At 39.1% G+C, this 23,108-nt stretch carries 20 protein-coding genes and 1 pseudogene; 2 read left to right on the top strand and 19 right to left on the bottom strand.

Going from position 1 to position 23,108, the window contains the following annotated elements:
• Nucleotides 1–137: 137 nt before the first annotated feature.
• Entirely contained in the window at nucleotides 138–2,231 is a 2,094-nt protein-coding gene (locus I2D69_RS16585; protein WP_195380262.1) for a transglutaminase domain-containing protein, read from the bottom strand.
• A gap of 133 nt (nucleotides 2,232–2,364) precedes the next feature.
• Here I2D69_RS16585 and I2D69_RS16590 point away from each other — a divergent pair, with 133 nt between their 5' ends.
• Nucleotides 2,365–4,368 (top strand): DUF2142 domain-containing protein, encoded by a 2,004-nt coding sequence (locus tag I2D69_RS16590; RefSeq protein WP_195380263.1) that lies wholly within the window; start codon nucleotides 2,365–2,367, stop codon nucleotides 4,366–4,368.
• 96 nt (nucleotides 4,369–4,464) lie between these two features.
• Nucleotides 4,465–4,548: pseudogene (locus I2D69_RS21250) on the top strand (DUF6783 domain-containing protein); the annotation flags it as partial.
• A 100-nt stretch (nucleotides 4,549–4,648) separates the two neighbouring features.
• Here I2D69_RS21250 and I2D69_RS16595 read toward each other — a convergent pair.
• The 18 genes from I2D69_RS16595 to I2D69_RS16680 form a co-directional block, all read right to left on the bottom strand.
• Entirely contained in the window at nucleotides 4,649–5,584 is a 936-nt protein-coding gene (locus I2D69_RS16595) for a glycosyltransferase family 2 protein (protein WP_148462165.1), read from the bottom strand.
• Between the two features lie 218 nt (nucleotides 5,585–5,802).
• The gene (locus I2D69_RS16600) at nucleotides 5,803–5,982 is read right to left on the bottom strand and encodes a hypothetical protein (protein WP_226836596.1); all 180 of its coding nucleotides are present in this window, start codon (nucleotides 5,980–5,982) and stop codon (nucleotides 5,803–5,805) included.
• Nucleotides 5,983–6,183: 201 nt separating this feature from the next.
• Nucleotides 6,184–6,369 carry a hypothetical protein gene (locus I2D69_RS16605; RefSeq protein ID WP_148462163.1) on the bottom strand — a complete coding sequence of 62 codons (186 nt, stop codon included), beginning with the start codon at nucleotides 6,367–6,369 and terminating at the stop codon, nucleotides 6,184–6,186.
• Nucleotides 6,370–6,480: 111 nt separating this feature from the next.
• On the bottom strand, nucleotides 6,481–7,500 hold the full coding sequence (locus tag I2D69_RS16610; RefSeq protein ID WP_227198847.1) for an acyltransferase family protein: 1,020 nt from the start codon (nucleotides 7,498–7,500) through the stop codon (nucleotides 6,481–6,483).
• A gap of 469 nt (nucleotides 7,501–7,969) precedes the next feature.
• The gene (locus I2D69_RS16615; protein ID WP_195380264.1) at nucleotides 7,970–9,025 is read right to left on the bottom strand and encodes an acyltransferase; all 1,056 of its coding nucleotides are present in this window, start codon (nucleotides 9,023–9,025) and stop codon (nucleotides 7,970–7,972) included.
• Between the two features lie 50 nt (nucleotides 9,026–9,075).
• Nucleotides 9,076–10,347, bottom strand: coding sequence for a methyltransferase domain-containing protein (locus I2D69_RS16620; protein WP_195380265.1), 1,272 nt, complete (start codon nucleotides 10,345–10,347; stop codon nucleotides 9,076–9,078).
• Between the two features lie 100 nt (nucleotides 10,348–10,447).
• Complete coding sequence (locus I2D69_RS16625) at nucleotides 10,448–11,284, bottom strand: NAD(P)-dependent oxidoreductase (protein ID WP_148462159.1); 837 nt, start codon at nucleotides 11,282–11,284, stop codon at nucleotides 10,448–10,450.
• Between the two features lie 17 nt (nucleotides 11,285–11,301).
• Nucleotides 11,302–12,756 carry a glycosyltransferase family 2 protein gene (locus tag I2D69_RS16630; RefSeq protein WP_195380266.1) on the bottom strand — a complete coding sequence of 485 codons (1,455 nt, stop codon included), beginning with the start codon at nucleotides 12,754–12,756 and terminating at the stop codon, nucleotides 11,302–11,304.
• 19 nt (nucleotides 12,757–12,775) lie between these two features.
• Nucleotides 12,776–13,672, bottom strand: a complete 897-nt coding sequence (locus I2D69_RS16635; RefSeq protein WP_187566109.1) for a glycosyltransferase — start codon at nucleotides 13,670–13,672, stop codon at nucleotides 12,776–12,778.
• A 2-nt stretch (nucleotides 13,673–13,674) separates the two neighbouring features.
• Nucleotides 13,675–15,348, bottom strand: coding sequence for a glycosyltransferase family 2 protein (locus tag I2D69_RS16640; protein WP_148462156.1), 1,674 nt, complete (start codon nucleotides 15,346–15,348; stop codon nucleotides 13,675–13,677).
• 16 nt (nucleotides 15,349–15,364) lie between these two features.
• Nucleotides 15,365–16,666, bottom strand: coding sequence for an ABC transporter ATP-binding protein (locus I2D69_RS16645; RefSeq protein ID WP_148462155.1), 1,302 nt, complete (start codon nucleotides 16,664–16,666; stop codon nucleotides 15,365–15,367).
• A 17-nt stretch (nucleotides 16,667–16,683) separates the two neighbouring features.
• Nucleotides 16,684–17,478 carry an ABC transporter permease gene (locus I2D69_RS16650; RefSeq protein WP_148462154.1) on the bottom strand — a complete coding sequence of 265 codons (795 nt, stop codon included), beginning with the start codon at nucleotides 17,476–17,478 and terminating at the stop codon, nucleotides 16,684–16,686.
• A 106-nt stretch (nucleotides 17,479–17,584) separates the two neighbouring features.
• Nucleotides 17,585–18,463, bottom strand: a complete 879-nt coding sequence (locus tag I2D69_RS16655) for a glycosyltransferase (RefSeq protein WP_148462153.1) — start codon at nucleotides 18,461–18,463, stop codon at nucleotides 17,585–17,587.
• A gap of 89 nt (nucleotides 18,464–18,552) precedes the next feature.
• The gene (locus I2D69_RS16660; RefSeq protein ID WP_148462152.1) at nucleotides 18,553–19,545 is read right to left on the bottom strand and encodes a glycosyltransferase; all 993 of its coding nucleotides are present in this window, start codon (nucleotides 19,543–19,545) and stop codon (nucleotides 18,553–18,555) included.
• A 20-nt stretch (nucleotides 19,546–19,565) separates the two neighbouring features.
• Complete coding sequence (locus I2D69_RS16665; RefSeq protein WP_148462151.1) at nucleotides 19,566–20,384, bottom strand: glycosyltransferase family A protein; 819 nt, start codon at nucleotides 20,382–20,384, stop codon at nucleotides 19,566–19,568.
• 128 nt (nucleotides 20,385–20,512) lie between these two features.
• A complete protein-coding gene (locus I2D69_RS16670) occupies nucleotides 20,513–20,947 on the bottom strand; it encodes a DUF2304 domain-containing protein (protein ID WP_148462150.1) in 435 nt (144 codons plus the stop codon).
• Nucleotides 20,944–21,672: a glycosyltransferase family 2 protein gene (locus I2D69_RS16675; protein WP_148462149.1), complete on the bottom strand. Its 729-nt coding sequence runs from the start codon at nucleotides 21,670–21,672 to the stop codon at nucleotides 20,944–20,946. Before I2D69_RS16675 ends, I2D69_RS16670 begins: the two co-directional genes overlap by 4 nt.
• Nucleotides 21,660–22,832: a glycosyltransferase gene (locus tag I2D69_RS16680; RefSeq protein ID WP_148462148.1), complete on the bottom strand. Its 1,173-nt coding sequence runs from the start codon at nucleotides 22,830–22,832 to the stop codon at nucleotides 21,660–21,662. Before I2D69_RS16680 ends, I2D69_RS16675 begins: the two co-directional genes overlap by 13 nt.
• Nucleotides 22,833–23,108 lie beyond the last annotated feature (276 nt).

The raw sequence follows: 23,108 nt of genomic DNA on the forward strand, positions 1-23,108 counted from the left end.
ATCAATATAACAAGCCCCAGCAAAAAGCCGGGGCTAATACTTCAATTATTTTAGGACATTTTCAAAAACGCTTGACATAAAAAAATACTGTCAAAACCAAAACTTTATTTTGTTTCGGTTCTGACAGTATTTTGGGGTTATTTCTTTACTTTGACTTTGCAGGTAATTTTTTTGTTTCCTGACTTCACTGTAATTGTAGCTGTTCCTTTCTTTTTCGCAACTATTTTTCCTTTTGAATTTACTGCTGCTACTTTGGAATTGGAACTTTTATAAGTTACTTTTTGCTGGCTGGTGACTGGTGTGAGAGTGACTTTCAGCTGAAAGCTTTTTCCTTTTTTGGCAAGGATTATATTCCGTTTATTTACGGAAACAGCAGTTGTTTTTACAATACCTTTCTGCACTTTTACCAGGAAAATCCTACGGCTTCCGTTGGTATAAGTGATGGTTACCGTTGCTTTTCCAGCTTTTTTCCCAGTGATTTTGCCCTTCTTATCCACTTTGACAATCTTTTTATTGGTGGTGCGGACTGACTTTATTTTACCACCTGACTTGTAGGTTTGTTTTACCCGTAAGGTAAGTATGGTGGTAGTTGGTATAGGTGTCGCAGTCGGTATTGGAGCCACGCTTACAGTTGGTATCGGGGCTACACTCGCGGTGGGTGTCGTTTTCGCACTTGCCGTTGGCGCCGGTTTCACGCTTACAGTCGGTGCCGGTTCCGCACTTGCAGTCGGGGTCGGAGCCACACTTACGGTTGGCGCCGGTTTCACGCTTACGGTCGGGGTCGGTCCCGCACTTACGGTTGGCGCCGGTTTCACGCTTACGGTCGGGGTCGGTTCCGCACTTGCAGTCGGAGTCGGAGCCACACTTACGGTTGGCGCTGGTTTCACGCTTACGGTCGGGGTCGGTCCCGCACTTACCGCCGCAGTTGGTGTCACTGTAGGCACAACTGTAACTGCGGGCTCATTTTTCCCCTTATTATCTGCATAACTCTCTTCTGCCAGAACCGGCAAAATAAACACAGGACCAGCCGTTTCTGCTGAAGTAGTAGAAAAACTGGTATACTCCACACGCTCCTCACCAATGGTAATATATTGTCCCTTTGTAGAGCGTCCCACCAGCAAATATCGTGAAGATGGCGGTGTTCCCACATCATCCCATGTGGCATCCACCAGATACCAGTTTCCATCATCCATCTGTACATAATTCCACATGTGCGCTCCAGGAGTTCCTGAAGAAGTTCCCCTGGCTGTTCCGCTGACACAGGCACAATTTATTCCCATATAATAGCAGAAAATTTTCATGGATTTCGCATAGCCCTCGCAGACAAATGCAGGATCTGCATCCAGAAACAACGAGGCGGCAGAATGCACCCACAAAGTATTATCGTTCCTGTAAGTAACTCTCTGACAGATATAATCATGAATCCGCTTTATTTTCTGCTCCATATCCATGCCCAAAGTCTGCTCATTCAGCTCTGCAACAGCACTCTGAACACCATCCATAAAATCCCCCATTCGAGTATGGGCATTCTCACTGATTTCCCTGTTCGCCGGTTTAAAGGTGAAATTCTTAAATGTTCCCCTATATCCGGTAGAAGAGGACCCATCCCTAACACAGCTGACCCGGTATCCATAGTTGCTGCCCCTGAACCAGAAAGCCTGTGGATAATCATAGGAAAAAGCATCTGAAGCTGCCTGAATTGCTGTTTTCACATCATCGGTAGCCTGTACATAGCTTTCTCCTTTTCTCTGAAAACTGCCATCCTCAACAACTGCTTCAAATGTAATGGTATCAGGAAATTCAAAAGGAAAATCAACGCTTTCCAGATACTGGCTGTAATCCACCACATAATTCTGCACCAGAAGATCGTACAAGGCCTTTGCATTTCCATCCAGCTGGGCACCATAGCTGTCCGTGTAATAGTCCAGAGAAAAAAGGCTGATGCCGCTGTCAACGGAATCTCCCGCAATAGCACCGGAGATGATCTCACCAGATTCTTCTGCCTCAATCCTGTCATTTTCCTCTGTGAAAATTTCAGCCTGAAAGCCATTTAAATCCTCATTTCCCCCTTCAGGAGCAGCTAAAAATTCCTCCTCGTTCTCCTCGTCAGCCCATATTTCTTCTACTGCCCCAAAGCCTTCTGCATCCTGCATTTCTGCGGCAACGCACATGGGCTGAGCAGCCATGACAAATGTTGAAAGTATAACCAGTAAGCGCTTCCGTTTCTTCATTTATCCCTCTCTTTTCTTATAAATCATTGCATATTTATTTCCGATTCGTTATAATATTTTAACATGAAATTTTATTTTTGTGTGAATAGCAGAGCATATTTCACAAATATTTTTTACACAGGAGATTCTATATATGAATAAAGAAAAGAAAATACTAGGACATATCCTCTCGCTTTTTATCATTCTTCTCTCTATCAGTGGTGTATGTCTTCTTATGTATAAAGCCCAGTTTCGTTTTAACCTTCATCAGCCCATTGAGTATGTTATGATGACAACTCATAAACCTACAGGTACCATAACCTTATCCTCGGATTCCCCCGTTCTTACAGAAACGTTTACCTGTACAGTTCCTGAGTTAAAGATGTTTACACTTGAGGGCACTGCAAAAAATAAAAATTCCGATGCCCGCCTTTTCATCACCTTGACGAATGCAGATTCCGGAGAAATTTATTATCAGGCAGAACACACACTTTCCGTTTTCCGCACAACAAAAAAGAAAGAACTGACCTGCAATCTGTCCCAGCCAGTAAGTGCCTCTGAAAACGCACATTTACAATTAAAACTGAAATTAATAAATGGGGACAAAACGGTTCTTTCTTTTACATCAAATGAAAAACAGACCCTGGTTCAGGAGTTTAACAACGATACAAACAGTCATACAAATATTATTTATTCCTTCACTTACGGCGACAATAATTTCATGCTTTATTTTTATATTGCGCTGTGTGTTATCTTGCTTTTATTTATAATAATGACATTTTATCTGATCATTATCCGCCAGATGACTGTGCAGAAATTTTATATTCCTGTTGCTTTATTTCTGGGACTGATTTTCCAATGCCTGGTTACCGTTCACGGAGTTCCGGATGAACCAACGCATTTTGATGCAGCTTACAGCCTTTCTAACAAAATGCTGTTTGTAAAAAATACGGAAACCCCAGGCAATACCATATATAAACGGCGTTGTGATGCTCAGTTAAGCGATATGTTAAGCAATGGACTGGAGACGAACTCCTACTACCAGCTTCTGTTTCACAGCTTTGAGTTTGCTTCGGATGCGGATCTGATTGAGATTTCCTATGTAAGCACATCAGGTCTGGTTCCTGCAGTCGTTTATGTTCCGGCTGCAATAGGACTTAGTATTGGACGGCTGCTGCATCTTTCCCCCATGCTTACCTTCCAGCTGGCAAGGATCTGCAGTCTTGTGGTATTTATCCTTCTGGTCTATTTTGCCATTTGCATTGCACCATTTGGAAAAAATCTTCTGGGAGCACTTGGGCTTTTGCCTATCACACTGCAGCAGGCAGCTTCTGCTTCCTATGATTCTGTGATAAACGGGTTCATCTTTTTGTTTACGGCACTGTGTTTTTACAGTTTACATAACCCTAAGCGAAAAAAAAGTTACCTGATCGCTCTTGGATTTCTGGCACTGTTCATTGCAATTGTGAAAGGCGGGGTTTACCTTCCACTTTTGTTATTGCTGCTCATGTGTTTTTCCCATGTGCCGCACCCTCACATGCATAAAAAGATGCGCTGGATCGTTCCTTTATGTATCTGCGTGGGAGCTGTCCTTTTAATTGCAGTTACTTTAATTAAATTTATGCCTATGTTTTCTGCAATGTTTGCCACAGATATTTCTGCGGATCCGGAAAATACTATTTATCCGATTTCATATGTATTCCAGCACCCGCTCCAGACCATTTATATTTTATGGAATACGGTCATCCAGTGCAGTGACACCATTCTACGAGGCTTATTAGGTGGAAAATTATCCTGGCTGGATATTAATATCAACTGGTCCCTTTTAATAGTATTCCTGATCATTCTTTTACTGCTTGTAAACGTAAAAGGAGACGCCCCGGTTTTCACCAGGAAAAACCGGACATTTATCGCCTTTAGCTGTCTGGGATCTTTGCTGCTGATCATGTTTTCCATGATGGTCGGTTATACCACAATGGATTGTGATCATATACAGGGCATTCAGGGACGTTATTTTCTTCCTCTTGCTCCAGCGCTGTTTTCCCTGTTCTCTACAGCTATGGTGTCTGTGGATCATAACCGCAGCTGTAAAATATGGGAAACTATGATGGTGATTGAAAGTCTTGTTGTTGTACAGGCTATAACAATGATCATATAACAAAAAGTGGAAGCCTTTTTTGTGCTTCCACTTTTTATTATTTCTCCAGGCAGACATATCTTCTCTAGAGCGTGTTTGAAAAGGGCTTTCTGCAAGATGTGCGTCACAATTTGTGGGAGATTTTGTCCGGATGAGGGCGCCGTAGCGGGCTACGACAATCGAATTCGGGCAAAATATACCGCAAAGTGGGGCATGCAGATTGCGGGAATGATTTTTCAAACAGGCTCTAGCGTTACTACCATATATGAACGTTCGTGCTTCGCACTGCTGTCCAGAACTTTCATAATAATTTGTTATACTGCTCCTGTATTCTCTGCAGTTCCATTTCAAAGTCCTGCCGGTTCTTCTGAACCATTGTCTGCAGGACCAGTCCGGAAAACAATGACTGAATTGCTCCCAAAACAGCAAAACCACATACGATCAGAGTAGGAATTTTTCCCACACGTCCGGTTTCAAGGAAGGTTACAAATACCGGTATAAAGAATCCAATTCCAAGGATCAAAAGCACTGCTGCCACCAGTCCGAAGAATGCCATTGGCTTATAATTACGGTATAATTTGGCTATGGTTTTCAGTACCCGGAAGCCATCTGAATATGTATTCAGTTTGGATTCACTGCCTTCGGGACGGTCTCTGTACTCGATCACTTCATTTTCGATATACATGTTCTTATCAACTGCGTGAATGCTCATTTCAGTCTCAATCTCAAACCCCTTGGATAATACAGGGAAGGACTTTACAAACTGGTAGCTGAATGCTCTGTAGCCTGTCATGATGTCGTTTATCTGGGTTTTAAACATAATGTTAATGCATTTACGCACCAGACTGTTTCCAAAATTATGGAATGGCCGCTTATTCTCTGTAAAATAAGTAGATGACAGACGATCTCCCACTACCATATCAACCTTTTTATTCAATACCTTCTCAACCATTGAAGGGGCAAATTCTGCGGGATAAGTATCATCTCCGTCTGCCATGATATAACACTGTGCATCAATTTCACGAAACATTCTGCGAATAACGTTTCCTTTGCCCTGCTGATATTCGTATCTGACTACAGCACCTGCTCTGCGGGCAATTTCATCTGTATGGTCAGTGGAATTATTATCGTATACATATATTACCGCTTCCGGCAATACTTTCTTGAAATCTGTTACAACCTTTTCTATGGTTTTGCTCTCGTTGTAACAGGGGATGAGTACTGCTATTTTATCCATTTTAAATGCTTTCCTTTCCGACGATTCTTAAGTAAGTTTTCTTTACGAAAAAAATCCGTCGATTGTCTTGTAACTTTATTTTACTACATAGACAATCGACGGGCAAGGGGATTGTTCCCCAAACTATCCGATCAATACTTTTTTCCCCTCAATGTGAACCTCCAGAAATTTTCCGCCTAAAACTCGCACCACAGCCGCAGTTGTGGTGCATTCCTTGTCTATTCCTTTGTTTCTCTCTCAGTTTCTTCCACATTCAGGAAGTTCATTATCTCCTCATAAGACCGTCCACTCTTTACAATTGCTGACAGGATTTCATCTTTCCTTATCGTATCCCGCTTGTCCAATAGCTCTTTCAAAACTGCGGTTGCATGGTCATATCTTTTCTTCGCTGCGATCACATCCGCTTCCACTTTGTAAAGCGTACATTCGCAATCCGCTTCTCTACTTGCTCATGAACGCAGTCGCTTCGCGATCTGTCAGTGGGAGCTTTCAATTCCCACTGACAGAAGCATCCCCCTCACCTGCTGCTTAGTGCTCCGCACACTTGAAGCGGGGGAATGCTTATCTGCGTTCAATCTTTTCATCCAGGGCTTGATCTCCTACTTTTTACTGTAAGCTTTTCCGTCACTGTAATAAATATGAAAGTTCCTTTTTTTCGTGTCTCCCTCGCATAAAAAACGCTTCACTATCATACCGTATACATCATACCTGTCAACATATTTCCCCCGGCTGTTCTCAAAACCGCCCTGATTTTCCTCTATGATTCCACGGATAAAGTCCTTCATTCCCTTCTTTTTCCGACGTGTGATTTTTCGTAAGTGACTCAAAACCACTATATTACATTATATCAGGAGAAACGTCTGGAGTCACTACACCATGTTTTAAGACACTTACAATCATTTACACTGTAACAACATTTTAACTAAAGAAGAAGTTTCATTTTGCAATTTTTCTATAATTAATTTTTCAGATGGCATTAACAATTTTTCTACAAGACATAATAGCAAAAAGCAATATATGTATGCTTGAATTGTAGTACTTATAGTTATTGAAATGTTGAATATACCAAGAATCTGCGGAACCAATTCCTTTATTATAAATTCATTTCCACACAAATACAAAGATGCTCTTCCTAATCGTTCCAATATTTCTACACCCGATAGAAAATACGAAACTCTAAGAACTAAAAATATAGAAGGAAGCGGAGTGATAATTTCAAACATCTTTCCAATTATATCATTTAATCCAATTATTTTAGACAATAAATTATTTTGCCAAAATAGGGAAAACGAATATATAAAACATAATAGCAGAGCAATATTTGAAATCCATTTTACAAGTGATTTCTTACTTCTAAAAAGTTTAAGGACCGGCTCATATGTAATAAATCCTATACAATAAAAAATAGTATAGTATAATGCACTATCAATATTCCAATACCAACTTGGTTGTACGGTGGGAGGTGGAGAAATCAAAAACTGTGAGAACATAAATAAAATTAAGCATGTAATAAATATAATAATTTTTTTATTCATTTTCTTTATAAAAGAAAATAATATTTCAATAACAAACAGACAAGAAAGAAACCATAATCCGCCCCCAAAATTTATATGATTTCGAATATCCCCTTTTAATAAAAGCATTAAATTCTCGTGTATATAAACATTTGTATTTATCAATACAGCATTATATAGAATGCCTAATATAGCGAAAAAGAAAAAAGGAATTAAAATATTAATAACCTTTTTTTGAATATTTTCTAATATTGTTTTATGATTAAAATTTTCAAGGCATCCAGACAAATAAAAAAATAAACATACGTGAAAACTAAAAACCCAATTATATGCATTTCCTGTCACAACTCCATAGTGTCCTAAATAAATAAAAAACATTCCAAAACATTTTGCAACATCAATTCATTGAATACGTTGTTTCATACTTCTTTCTCCCATATAATAAATTTGTGACTATAAATAGTAAGTGCAGTCTGAAACGCGTTATTGCCAAGATTTACAAATCTGCCCATGAAATAACCCCTCCATAATAACAAACCGCCGATTACCATGTAGGTTTATTTTACTACATTGGTAATCGGCGGGCAAGAGTGGAAAAATGTTCTTTGGGATGATATTCTCTATACGAGTTGATATTCACCAGCATATCGGGATCAAATGTCAAATTACATTCTTCAATTATCATTCCAACCCCTATCGTATAATTAATCAAATTATTCCATATCAGCATTGTATTCTAATTCATGTAAATATGGGAAAACGTGTACTACTTCCAAGATTTACAGAGCTATCCATAATAACCAGCGTCGATTACTATATAGTTTTTACATAGATAATCGACGAACAAAAGTCTAATATAATTATGCATTTTCTATAATCTGGCCAATATTTTCTTGCTTAGCTGCTGCATCGGCTTTTCTACGCATAAAAAAGAAAGCAGCGCTATTATGCATGTAATGCCAATACAAAATACCAATAACCAAATTTCTCCTATTACAATGCTGCTTTTATTAAACAGATATACTACGATCTGCTGCACAAAAAAACCATATAAATATAATCCATATGATATATCAGCCTGCGAAAAATATTTTGCAAAGGTCGGTTTTTCCATCAATGCAAAGGAGAATATTGTATATGAAAATGTCACATATTTTAATATACAAAAGGTAAGTGATCCTGGGTTCAGACAGGACAACAGGAAGGCTGCCAAAATACTTACTTGAATATTTAACAATTTCTGCATACATGGAAAAGTGAATAACACTCCAATCAGATACCACGGAATCAGTTCCATCGCAGCCCATATATCTGTCCCATATATGACACAACGCCATTCAGGATGATACAAAAGTTTTACCATTTGTAGACAACATAATACAACGGTAATCACAGAAACAAAAGCAAAAGAATATCTCTTCTCCTTTTTTTTTCCTGCAAGAATCAAAATAATCGGAACCAAAATATACATTGCGAATTCTATAGGCAGAGTCCATAATGAACCATTTACTGCATTGGGATATGGATTTGTTGCAAACACTCCTGGCAGTGAATATGCTGGAAATAACAATATATTTCGCAGATAATTTCTAACCAGTGGTGACTGAAAATATTCGTTGATTGTAAGTGTTGACAGGATTGGTCCAATCACATAAGCAGCAACTAATGTAAATGCAATAAGCGCAGGAAAAATTCTAAAAACTCTTTTCGTCATATACCGTACCGGATTAGAATCTGATTCCCAGCTTTTCGCAATAAGAAATCCACCAATCAAAAAGAAGATTTTTACTCCGAGCGCCTGAATTCCTTCTCCCCATAATGTAGGAAGGGTATAGCCACCAATATATGCCATATGTCCAGCCATAACCATTATTGCAGCAACAAACCTAATGATATTAAAATTATTGTCTCTTTTCTCCCTCGCCATTAAATAATTTCTTTCTCCATTTCCTCTTATATTTCACTTATGTGGATACATCACTTTGATTTTCTTTCCTGTTCTAATGCATCCGCACATTCTTTCCAGCCTTTTTTCGCACTTTCTAACGCTTCCGCACATTCTTTCCAGCCTTTTTTCGCATTTTCTAATGCTTCCGCGCATTCTCCCCAGCCTTTTTTCGCATTTTCCAATGCTTCCGCACATTCTTTCCATTCGGTACGGGTTTCTTCCAATGCCCCTGCACACTTTTTCCACTCAACACGAGTTTCTTCCAGTGCGGCTGTACTTTGCGCCAATTTATCCTCTACATTTTTAAGCTCCGCATTTTTTTCACTCACCATTTGCTGCGATTGCTCTAATGCTTGCTTTAATTCATCAATGTCTCTCTGATTTTTTTCCTCAAAGGCTTTCGCTTTCTTTAACTCATCTGCACACTTTTTCCATCCTTCTTCTGATACAAAGACTTGCTCTTTTAAAGTTCTTCTCTCATTTGGAAGCATTGAAAAATCCTTTTCCTGCAAATCTGCCCCTGAAAAATCAAGCACCTGATTCAGCTTTCCTACAAGATTATTACCCTTTTCCTGTAAAAGTCCTTCTAGATGATTGGTGTTTGCCTCTTTTTTGTTTTTATAATAGGTCAGTACAAACAAATGCTGAATCGCATTAAACCATGGATTTAACTGAATCAGTTCATACACGTTTGGATACTTTTTCTCCACTTCCTGCATAAACTCGGTTTCACCAAAAGTACTTCCTATATATTCGCAATCCAGAGCAAAATCTGCTGTACTGTTAATATCTTCAATCCATTCAATAAAAGAATGTCTAGTAAAATATTTCGTATGTGTATTATCTAGCACACCAGCTTCGCGATAATTAAAATGATCATTAAGCAAATTTAAAAATATATCTGCATTATTCACATTTGGAACACTGATCAAGATTTTCCCTTTATCTTTCAAGTATCTGACTGAGTTTTCAATAACCTTTGTAGGATTTATTACATGTTCAAGAATGTCGATCAAGGCAATATAATCAAATTCAAAAGATAGGCTTTCTAATTCTGCAAATCCTTCATCCGTATAATCAGGCGCTTCAATATTTGTGCAAAATATCTTATTATATTTATATTTTTCCAATGCATTTCGACATGCTTCTGAATCAATGTCGATTCCATATAGCTGGCATTTTTTATTCAGCAGCATAGCACCAAATTTGCCCTCACCGCAGCCAATATCAAGCACTGTACTTTCTGCATTTACCTGGCGTGCAAGTATCGCAACATTTACATTGTCATTATCTTCATTCACTTTGAATTCCTCATTATGATATCTGTTTTCAGACGAGCGCCATACTAACTGATTCTTTTTTCCATTTCCGAATTCCACACGATCACATCCTTTTATAATGTTATTTCCCTGTTGTCATTAAAATTTTATTTATTTTCGTGCTATCGCCATAAATAATCTTGGAATCATAAGGTCTGTCAGGAAATGCTCCATATTTCAATTTAATCGGAAGTCCCTTTTCTTTAATGAATGCTTCCACCTTATCTTTCAGAGCAACTGGATTTCCTGTGCAGACATTTATAATTCCAGTAATTTCATCCTGTGTGCTTGCAGCTACGATTTCCATTGCAAGATCTTTTATGTCAATGAAATCATATTTGTTTTCACCTGAAGTAAATGGAAATTCTTCTTTTCCATCTTCTACTGCCTGAAGCAGCTTTGTGAAAATAGAACTGTTTCGTCTGTCATCTCCCAGAATGTAATATGCTCTTAACCAGTAAATCTTCACATCTGAATTCTGGGTTAGCAGTAAAAGAGACTGTCTCAATGCATTTTTTGCAATACCATACTGTGATAATGGATTACACGGAGTATTTTCATCCACTGCACCTTCCCAGAATCCAATCTCATGCATGGTTCCCATAACTGCGATTCTTTTGCAGCCGCCATCAATTAAATTCTTCAGAAATGTAAAATGCTTTGATAAGTTTTCCATATGCTTTGGTGAATTATGCACAAATCCATCCTGCCATGCTAAATGAATACATAAATCAGGACATTTTACCTTTTCATAAATTCTGTCATCACCGGAAAATATATCCACATCCAGAATTTCAGCTCTTGAGTCAATTTCCTTATGGTTAAAGTCAATTGCATAAACCTCATGACCTTTTCCCAACAATTCTTTTACTACATATTTTCCCATATAGCCAGCAGCACCAGTTACCAATACTTTCATTATCTTACCCTCCTGATCTAAAAATACCCTTTGTTATGTAGTTTTCTCTTTTTAAAACATTTTTTCAATGGGAAAATATTCAGCAGCGTATTCACCCATCCTTTGGTTTTCACCCGCCGTTCAAATTCCCCTTTCACATTCACAACATCGAGCAGTCTTTCATCTTTAAGTTCCCACACGATTTCCGGATCTGAGTTAATGAAAAATACTCCCTCTTTCGTCTCCAGGCCGTTATGTACACAATCCTCTAACGTAAGTACTTTTTTCTCTCCGTTTGTAAACCAGATATCCACACTGAAATTTTTCAGCATAAACAGTCCTTCTTCACATAAATCGAATCGCATTGCTGTTAAATCATTTGTTTTTTCTTCAAATAGAAACCAGATGTCAAATTGCGGTGCTTCTGCCTTATTCACGGCCTGAATCACCTGATTATTGCTAAACCTTTCACCTTTACTGAAGAAAAGTTGACTTACCATTTCGCCATTGGCATTTACAAGATTCTGAGCTGCACCAGCTGTTGACAGCTCTATGATTCTTCTGATATTTCCTGCCGGCAGAATAATATTCTGACTGTTGTAAGTCTCTTGTACAGAATGATACGTTGCATCCCAATTTTCCTGATCATGCAAGGTGGCAGATGTTTCAATGTTTTTCCAGAATCTGTAGATTGCTGTCGGTGCTTCAATATCGGAAACGCCGCATAAAAAAGCGGTTCTCATAAAATATTCCCAATCTTCTGTCACATTAAGGCTTTCGTTGAATATAATTCCTGCCTTCTGAAAAATATTTACAGGAAACGCCAGAGTCATCAATGGGCATCTGTTAACAGATAACTGATTGATCAAATTAAAGGGAACACAGTAGTTTGCAGACGGAGCAGCCACTGCACAATATCCCAGTTTTTCCAGATTTTCCCAGTCCTGTGCAAATGCAAAAGAATGAAGAATACGGCCCTCGTTTTCTTCTGCACACTTTTTAAATTCCTCTACCCAGTTTGAGAAAAGAATATCATCATCATCAAAAACAGCTGCATACTTGCCCCACGCATGGGAAAAACCATAATTCAGCGGAGTTGTTCTGGTTCCTTCATTCAGACGAAAGAATCTTATTTTCTTTCTGAATTCCTCTTCCTGATCTTCCAGAATTTCTTCGATCAACTTACCATGTTCTTCATCAGCTTTATGCGCAATCAATAATATTTCAAAGTCCTGGCATTCCTGCGCCTGCAGACACAGCAGGGCTTCGCGCAATCCCTGCTCTCTCTTTCCCTGCGTACGGATAATAACGCTTAAAAAAGGAGAATTTTCCTTTTTTTCACCTTGAATGACAGGAAGATATTTCTCTTCGTATAATTTCTGGTTTTCTTCTGTATTTAAATGCTCTAATCCTTTTAAATACAGCCCAACATTACTGTTCGCTGAAAATTCACCAATAATATCTTTCCAACTATTATTATTTTTATTATTCATACTCATTTCCTCAAAGCAATTAGTGATTAAACTTAAATCGCATCTTACAATATTCATCTCCTAAAAATCTTCCGATTTTATGTTCTGGATCTATCATTTGGGGTAAAGTACCCTCTTTTTCTCTTTTACGATATTCCTGCGCTGCTTTTTTTTCGCTTTCACCACCATGAGTCAGATACTGCTGGCAAAGCTTTTCTGCCCTTTCCGGATTTGACCATTTATAGGCAAGAAGCATGGCTGCTTCTGCAGAATAATATATTTCTGCGGATGTAGGCTGCCAGGTTCCTGATAAGGACAGATTTTTAGCATGATATACAATAGCGGATGGCATATAAATGATTTTATAACCAGCCAAGCGCACACGCCAGGAAAAATCCAGGTCATCACAATATAAAAAGAAGGTTTCTGCATCAAAACCATTTATTTTATTGTATACCTCTGTTTTAAACACAGTACAGGCAGTAGATGCCCATTCCGTTTCTCCTGTTTTTGTATTATATTCCTTTGCATGCTCCAGCGGAGTCTGTCTTGCCTCCACCATTCCAACCTCTTTCAGTTTAAGAGGTTCCATCAGCTTACACAGACAGGTTGGCTCCAAAATAACATCTGGATTCATGATCATCATAATATCAGCATCTGTATTCTCAGCCATCAGATTATGACCTTTGGCAGTTCCGGAATTAAATCCAAATACTTTATATTCAAATTCAATTTCCGCCTTCAGCATTTCACGGATATCTTTCTGTGTTTTTTCATCCAGAACAGGAGTTGGTGTAGAGTCACCATAAATAAGCCTCACCTGCAGATCTCCCACGCGTCTGTGATAGACTTTTACAGCCTGCTGAAGGGCTTTCATTGCTTTCACCAAAGCGTCTACCTGATTTCCATAAATTACAGATTGAATTTGTAATTTCATTATTATTTCTCCCATATTCGTTTTTTTCCATATACAGCCAGTCTTGCTGCACTCACAGGAATCTCATAGGATTCGTGTTTTTTTCGTACTGTTTTTAATGCCTCGTCTAATTGATGCTGTCGTTCTTTCTGAATCTTCTGTTCAAAAGGAACTCTATACAAAGATGTTGTTTTTTCCACACAAATATACTTTGTCCTTTGTGCATACCTTACCCATAAATCCCAGTCCTCCAGATAATCCAGTGAGCTGTCAAAGCCCCCAAATTCTTCATAAAGACGTCTCGAGAACATAATGCATTGTATTGGTATAAAATTATGATAACACAGCTCTACTTCATCAAATGCAGTCGTATATCGCTTATTATAAGCTTTAATATGGTATTTGTACGGAGAGGTGCTTTCTACAACAACCGGAGTCTCAAATCCAAATGCATATGCTGCAAGATATTTTCTGTTCTGCGCCAAAGCCTGTACCAGGGTTTCTACATGATCCGCAAAAAAGATATCATCATCGTCCAGAAAATTAATATATTCCCCGGCTGCTTTCGATAATGCAAGATTTCCCGCTTCTGAACGTCCGGCTTTCTTTCCGGTGGAATAATATCGGATATTCAAATCTGAAAATTCTTCTACGATCATTTTTTCAGCAGAAGCCTCACCATCTTCCACCACTATAACCTCTATATTGGAATACGTCTGATTTCGGATGCTGATCAACGCTTCTCTTAAAACTTCTGCACGCTGACAGGTTCGCACAATAATGGAAACCAAAGGACAAAATTCACAATCCTTCTGTGTTTGGATTTTATTGTCACGCGTAATTTCATAATCCCACTCCAGGAACTGTCCCACCTGCGCCCTGGCATAACTTTTATTATTAAAAGAAGAGATACATGAAAAATGTGCCGCAAAAGCCTGAAGCAATTGTTTTTTTGCTCCCGGATAGGGGGCCCGATGTAAAAAAAACACTATTGCAAACTGAAAATAGCCTCTCATCACATCGGAAAAGCTGCCAAAACGATATCGCAGCAGCAGATTATTAATCAGAGAATTTACATACTGCGCCGGCTTCACCGCTCCAATGCTTTCGTACGAATAATGCATTATTTTCACAGTCGGACAATATTTAATTTTGTAATCGGATGCTCTCAGACGCCAACTGAAATCCACGTCCTCCGCATACATAAAAATATTTTTATCAAACCCCTGAAGTTTTTCAAAAATTTCTCTGCGTACTGCAAATGCTGCTCCGGACATCCAACTTGTAATGCCAGTAACAGGATCATAAATTTTGGGATGCTCATATGGCAGCTGTCTGAATTCCCAGGCTCCGATTTCTTTCGATGACTCTGCAATTATCTCTTCCAGCCGCTTAAAAGTATCTTCGAATACCTCTGTATCAACGTTCAAAAAGCAAACAATTTCATCCTTTCCAAAGGATGCTCCTAGATTGTTAGCATTTCCAAAACCCTGATTCTGTTCCTGCTGAATAATCTCAAAACGGCTGAAGTCGTCTTTCTTTTCATAAGCAGTCAGCAATTCTACCGTCTGATCACTGGAATGATTATCCACAAAAAACAACTTCAGATCTGAAGAAAGTGCCTTTGCCTTCAGCAGAGAATCCAGGCACCTTTTTATCCATTTTTCAGAATTATATGTAACAATTACAATATCCATATTTTACCCACAAATTCTATAGAAACATTACATTTTCCTGTCGATTGGAAAAGGCTCTGATCTTGCTTGGAATTTCAATATAAGAAGAATTGTAACCTTGATTTACGACTTCCAGTTCCATAATACCATGAAGCCAGGTAAGCATTTCATGCTTAGACTGTGTACCCTGACCTACCGCTGCTCCTACCAGATAAACACCATTCATGATACGCGGCAATGTATATTCGTACACGATCTCAATAATGTCATTTTTCTTTCCGTTGACCACTTCGCCCTGATTAATAAAATTGTTAATATCAAACAGAGGAAGTCCTTTATTATTCTCCAACACAAATCCAACAATCAGGCTTGGTGCATCTTTCATACACTCAATTACTACATGAGTTCGATAAGTTTTATCAACGTACAGTCGATTTACCGCTTTATCTTCGGAATCTGTAAAAAACAGAGAACGGATTGCCACACTGTCATTGTGAAAACGATCCTCCACAAAACTGATCTTGGGATATTTTCTCTCTTCATCAATTTTTTCCATGAAGACATTCCCTGCAACTTCATCCTGAATATGTCCGGCCACATATTCTGCTGATTTTCGCTTTTCGTCCATATACATATCACAAATATGCGCAGCTTCGCCAAAGGCTCTGACCGTACCATGATCAAGCCATAAAACTCTGGAACACATCTGGCGTACACTTCCGATATCATGAGATACAAAAAGAATCGTAACGCCATTTCGTTTTAACTCATCAAATTTTTTAAAACACTTGTTCTGGAAGAAAATGTCTCCAACACTCAGTGCTTCATCTACAATAAGAATATCTGGTTCCACATTAATCGCAACTGCGAAAGCCAAACGTGCAAACATACCGCTTGAGTAAGTTTTCACCGGCTGATTGATAAAGTCTCCAATATCCGCAAATTCTACGATTCCGTTAAGGCGCTCATCCATTTCCTTACGTGAATAACCCATCATACGGCCATTCAAATATATATTTTCTATTCCAGAATATTCTTCATTAAAGCCAGCTCCAAGTTCCAATAAAGCAGAAACCTTACCTTCTATCTGAATATTTCCTGCTGTCGGACTTAAAACTCCGGTTACAATTTTCAGCAAAGTAGATTTACCGGCACCATTCGTTCCGATAATCCCCACTGTCTCGCCTTTTTTCACATTGAAGCTTACATCCTTAAGCGCCTCAAAAGTTTTACTCTGCTTCTTGCCAAAGCCTAACGCTTCCTTTACACGATCAGACGGTTTATTATATAAGCGATATGTTTTATTCAAATTTTCTATATTCACTGCATAATTTTGCATTCCTAATATCCTCACTTCTATAATACGTCAGCAAAATGCTGTTTTAATTTTTTGAAGCAGCTCATTCCTATTAAACAAAAAGCCAACGCAATCAGCCAATAATACAAATTCCATCCGAATCCATATTCCCAAAAGCATTTTCCACTCATCAATGCGTCACGATAGCCTCGTACCGGATAAAACAAAGGATTAAAGTTCAGTGCCCACTGTACCTTTTCATCAAAAATACTCATCTGCCATACAATCGGTGTTATCCAGAAAACAATCTGTAGAACAATGGATACGATTTGAACGACATCCCTAAAAAAAACAAAAAGTGATGCAGTGAAATACGATATTCCAATGCATACAAGAAGCATGTAGACAATATAATAAACTAACTGTAACCAATACACACTTGGCATCTGTCCATATACGATAAATAATATCGCTGTAAAACCAATTAAAAATAATTGTACAAAAAACACAGATACAACTCTTGCAACTGGCAATATATTAATATTAAACAAAACCTTTTTTACAAGATAACTGTATTCTACTAAGCTTGAAGTTGCATTTGTAATAGAATCACTTACAAAAAACCATGGCAATAAGCCGGATACCAGCCATAATATGAATGGATAGCCGTCTACATCTCCATTTTTGAATCCAATCTGAAAGATGAACCAGTATATTAATACCGTAATAACCGGCTGAACAAATGCCCAGAAAAATCCCAACACAGAACCGGCATATTTTGTTTTAAAATCATCCAATGCAAACTGACTAACAAAAAATAAATTTCCTTTCAATTTCTCACACCATTTTTTCATGTATTCCACCTGATCATTTCAAATATTTGTCCTTTTAAATCGAAGTTATCTTATCATATATGTATATAAAACGCAAGAAAACCACATGAAAAAGTATCTCTCAGACTTACTCTTCTCCCAGCATCTCCAAATAAACCTCACACGCCCCCACAGTCTTCTCCATCATAAACCGAATCCGCTTCTTTTCTGTCCCATAGCTTTTCTTGGTTGCTGCACCGCTTTCATGTTTCACCGACATGGAAGGATCATACACAATATTATAGCCTTTTCGCTGACAGCGCAGCGCCAGTATATATTCTTCGTAGAAAAACCGGGTTTCCGGCTCAAAGGCTTTTTCTTCTTTTTCGACAAATGATGGAGTAAAAATAAGACAGGCGCCAAAAGGGACAATATTTTTCTGAAGCTGACTATAAAGTGTCATATGTTGTTTCTGATTTTCTATCTTGTTTTTTTCCGCTTTTTGAAGCATATGGTAAACAACAGGATACATGACTGGATAAAAACGTAACGCCAGGCGGTTCATTTTTATAGTATATTCTGCTTCTTCTTTGGTTCTAAGTCTGGTATCCATTGGGTTCTGATGTTCACCGGTACTCTGCCTGATCACATCGGGACCCAGAACATAGCATTGATTATTTACATAACTTTTTTCCAGTCTGCTGATAAAGTCTTTTTGTGTAAATTCAATGTCATTATTCAAAACAATGATATAGCTTTTCCCAAAATGTTCTCTGGCGTACTGATACCCTTGATTATTTGCATAAGAAAAGCCGCCATTTTCTTTTATCTGCAAAACCTTGATTCTGGAATTCCCCTGATATTTTTGGAGCAGTTCCTGTCTGTCTTTTTCTTTTTTCTGAATGTCGTTGTCTACGATCACAATCCGGATACGTTCCTGCTGTTCCATTGCCAATATAGACCTGACACAGGTATCCGTTACTGAATAATCTTTATAATGTAATATCACAAAGCTTACGTATTCCATTTGTTTTCCTCTTAATATTTCTACTGAAATTTTACTTCAACATTTAAAATATGAAGCATTGGAAATAGCACGCCACACAATCTTTTTTGTTATTTTTTTTTACTGATCAGCCAGCCAAAGGGCCTAAGAAGTTTCGTTTTTAATAAAAGAATCAATACTTTTACTGCTGCTTTCTGCGTAAATGGAATGTCCACCTTTGCATTTAGCTTTGCTTTACTGTTTTTCCAATAAGCTGGAAAATACATATTTACCGTACAGCTGATATAATCGCACAATTCCCTGATTTTCTCCCATCTTGCTCCCGGGGCGAGCTGAAACAGACAGGTTGCAAAAATCCTCATAACAAACAGCTCATAGAATTCCGGACTGTTCTGAATTCCAATTTTATTTACTCTGGTTAAAGTATTTTCCAGGCCTTTATACGGAAGAGAGTATTTTTCCAAACCTTTGAAATTGTGAATCGCTGACGATGCGTGCTGCACATAATAATACCCGCATTCCGGCAAGGTAGCGATTCTTGGACATACAGCAGAAAAAAACAAAGAAACCGGCATATCCTCCCCTCGCTCACCGCTTTGAAATTTCACGTCATACTTTTCCCACAGTTCCCGTTTGTATAAATGGGAACATACTGCTGAAATTCGGAATGTCCACTCCTCATTTTCCAAACGTTTATACACACCCGGAATAATCTTATTCAGCTCTTTTCCACCTTCGTCCACATAAGTCAGGCCACATATTACCATATCAAGAGTTTCTTTTTCCGCAAGACTGTACATTTTTTCAATATAGTCTTCCTGCAGGTAATCGTCTCCATCCACAAATGTAAGGTATTTTCCGGTCGCTTTCTCTACACCCAGGTTTCTGGCTGCTGCCACGCCTTTATTTTCCTGTTCTAACAGAATAATCCGGCTGTCTTTCTGCGCCAATTTACGCAGAATTTTCCCGCTTTCATCTATACTCCCATCATTGATTATAATGATTTCCAGTTCGGGTAAAGTCTGCGCCATAACCGAGCAGATACATTTTTCTACATATTTTTCACTATTATATACTGGAATAATGACAGATACTTCCGGCATGATTTTCTCCTTAATTCTCTTCACACCTCATTAGATTCTTCACTCTTCTGGTAAACCTTCTCAATCATTTTCGCAACCCACCCCGGCCAAAATTTCCGGAACATATATAAGTCTTCCGCTCTTCTTCCGTTTTCCTCAATCAGTTCCGAGGTTGTGGATTCCTGATGGATCCGGTGCTCCATTCCTGCCCTTGCAGTGTATGCAAACTCGCCTTTTCGCCTGGAAATTTCTTCCCATGCCTGCCAGTCAATGTTGCTTTTCATGTTATTTTTAAAGGAAAAACTGTCCAGATTTTCTTTTACAAGGGTGACTGCAGGGCAACAGATAGCCGATCCTATGGAGAGAATTCTCCTTCGAACAAAACGGTTTTTCCAAAAGCAAGTCAGTTTCAGAGGAGTCAGAAGCAGACGTTTCACCTTAAGAAGCCGGTTAGTTGTCACCGTTTTTCCATTTCGAAGTTCATTATAGTCTGTAAAAATAATAAGAGGATGACGACATTTCTTCGCAGCTGCCAGTACATCCTCCGTATAGTTTACATAATATCTGTCATCCTGATGAGCGAGGGTTACAAGCGGTGTTGTTGCACAGCTATAGGCAAAATTCCAGTCTCCAGCCAGACCTTTTTCACCGTGGTTTATATGAACAGGTATTCCATACTTCTCACCAATTCCATATATATATGAATTGGGAGTTGAAGTCGCGATCAGAATTCTGGTTCTGACTTTCTGCGCCAGAAGAGACTGTACACATTCTTCCAAATACGGACTCTCACCGTACGCGCATACTGCAAATGTATGAAGATTTATTTTATTACTATTATCAAAATTCTTTAATCCCATATTTTTCATTTTCTCTATAAACTTTTAGATATATTCATTCCAGAACATGTTTGAAAAAGGCTTTCTGCAAAATATCCCCCAAAGTGGGGAGTACAGATTGCTGGAATGATTTTTAAAGAAACCATTGGTCATCTTCCCTCTCCAATACCAATTTCAGCCTCTATCTCCTGCTTTTCTACTTCTTCCCGTTCCAATAACGTCTCTTTCTCATCTACTTTATCAATCTTCTTATTCTCAGCCTTGGAACGAAGCGCAACTTCTGCTGATAACACTCCAATCTTGTCTTCCAGCTGAGATACAATAATAGATAAGGTAAATATTTTTTCTACCAGCAGGAAAATGATCACCAGAAACACCAGATTACTTGGTGACATAATTCCGAATATACGACACAATTCATAGGAAATTTCCGGAAAGATTGCCAGCAAAAGTAAAATGGCCGCGAAAAAAATCCAGAAAATAGCGTCCTCCATTTTGACTTTATTTTTTCGGATTTTTCGAAGAATCCATCCAACAGTCAGAACAGAGGCAATAATAAGTAAACCTTTCAGCGTGTCGCTCATTTTTTGTCTCCTTTCTCTCGTTTACGCACCCATTGAAAAATAAAAATAGAAAAGAACATTTTCATCATATACCAAATGGAATTTTTGAAATCCAGGTAGCTGGTTCCGGCAATTCGCTCGTGCATTTCTACCTGCACTTCTTCAATCTTTACCCCGCAATTCAAAAGGTATGCCAGGGTATCCGGTTCCGGACTGTAATTGATATCGTAGCCAAAGCGTTTGATCATGCGCTTATTAAAAAGGCGCATTCCGGAAGTTACATCTCCAATATATTTCCCGCCTGTGGTTATCATGATGGCGTAGGTAAGCAGCTGGCTTCCAATCATTCTGGAATTAACAGGCTTGCGTTTGGTCTTAAATCTGGACCCAATCACAATATCACAACCGGTCCGCTCCATCTCCGTAATCATATCCTCTATATACTTTGGATCATGCTGACCATCGCCGTCCAGCTGGAGAACGTAATCATATCCATAATAGTTCGCATAGCGCATACCGCTTTTGATCGCGCCGGAAAGTCCGGTGTTTACAGGAAGATCCATGAAATTATAACCGCGGCGGGCACATATCTTACGGGTGTCATCGGTGGAGCCATCATTGATCACCACGTAATCATATTGAGGATAATTCCTTTCCAGATTGTCTACTACCTTTTCTATGCATCCAGCTTCATTGTAAGCTGGTATAATGATCAAAATTTTTGATATTGTTTTTATTGAAGCCATGAATTCTCCGTTCTGTGTTTCTCCACAATCTCCACCAGTTCTCGCGCTCTCGTCTCAAAAGAATATTTCTCCTTAATCACCGGCCACTGCTCGTCGACTTTTGCTTTCACTTCTTCATAGTTGTTCTCAATTTCCTTCACGCACTGGTGGAATTCTTCTTTATTGCTATAGTACAGCACTGCTTCCGGAAAGATTTCCCTGAGCTCATCGCAGCAGTCAGATATTACTGGGAGACCGCAGGCCAGGGCGTCGAAAATGCGATTATTCACAAACTGGTAATCCAACATGTCTTTCCAGTGGTCATTCAATGTGACGCGGGCACTTCGGTAAAGGGCTGGAATCTGGCTGTTTTCGATAAAAACGTCCTGTACCATGGTCTTATCTGGGCCTAACATGGCTTTCCAGCCGGCACCCCAGATTTTCAGCGGAAGCTTATCCTGTGCTGCCCATAATACACATGGGCGGGCCACACCACGGGAATTTCCAATAAATAAATAATCTTTTCCACGGCTGCATTCAGCTGCCTGATCCGGGTAAAAAAGCTCAGTGTCTGTACACTGAAGCAATGGATAAACAGGAACCGTAAGCTTCGCCTGAAGCTCCCTGACATAATGGCGGGAACCTACGCATACAATATCATAGAGCTGGTATTCTTCTTGAGTAACCATCTCCGGGTGGCTGATATTCCACATAATGTAGAGGCATTTGGTGTTCCGACGATCCGGACGGTAAAATTCGCAGCCTCGAAGTACAAGAACCACATCTGCGTTTACTTCACAGTCCCAGTCTTCGTGCAGGTCAATTATAGTGTACATTCCCATTCGATCCAGGTAGCGTTTCAAGGCAACGGCATACGCATAATCGCCCCAACGGATCTTTTTTTCCTCAGGAGCAGGACATTTGATCACCCAGATCTGGCGTTCTTTCGCTTCACGCTGCACCTGTGCAGCCCGTTTTCCCCAGTCGTCCCGGCGATGCAGTTCCTGTGACACATATTCCTTCAGCTCCAGCATGGACTGGCTGTTTTTCTGAAGCTCCAGGAGGATTTTTTCCTGGCGTTTATTCTCTTTTTCCAGTTCACGCAGCTTATTGTCCATATAGGTGCGGCTTACCGGAATAAAGCTTCGTAATTTCTGTTTCAGGGTATTCCAAAAGCTCATATAGAAACTCCTTGTATAATAAGTTGTCAATCGGTAAAAATCTGTTTTTGAGTCTTTGGTTTTTATTATAACGAAATATGACAGGAAACGCAACTCCCCACAGCAAATCACCAAACAGGACAGTAGCGCAGCGTTACTGCTCACTGGTAACGTTCCGCGAAGCGCGTTACTGTGAACGAAATGAACAGTAACAGCGCAGGCGCTCTGCAATTTTCGCTTGAAACAGTAACCCTTCACAATTTTTTCACGTTTTTTTCTACCTTTTATCACTAGGAA

It is taken from the genome of Ruminococcus sp. D54t1_190329_F1 (genome assembly GCF_015551645.1).
Classification (GTDB): Bacteria; Bacillota; Clostridia; order Lachnospirales; family Lachnospiraceae; genus Blautia_A; species Blautia_A faecis.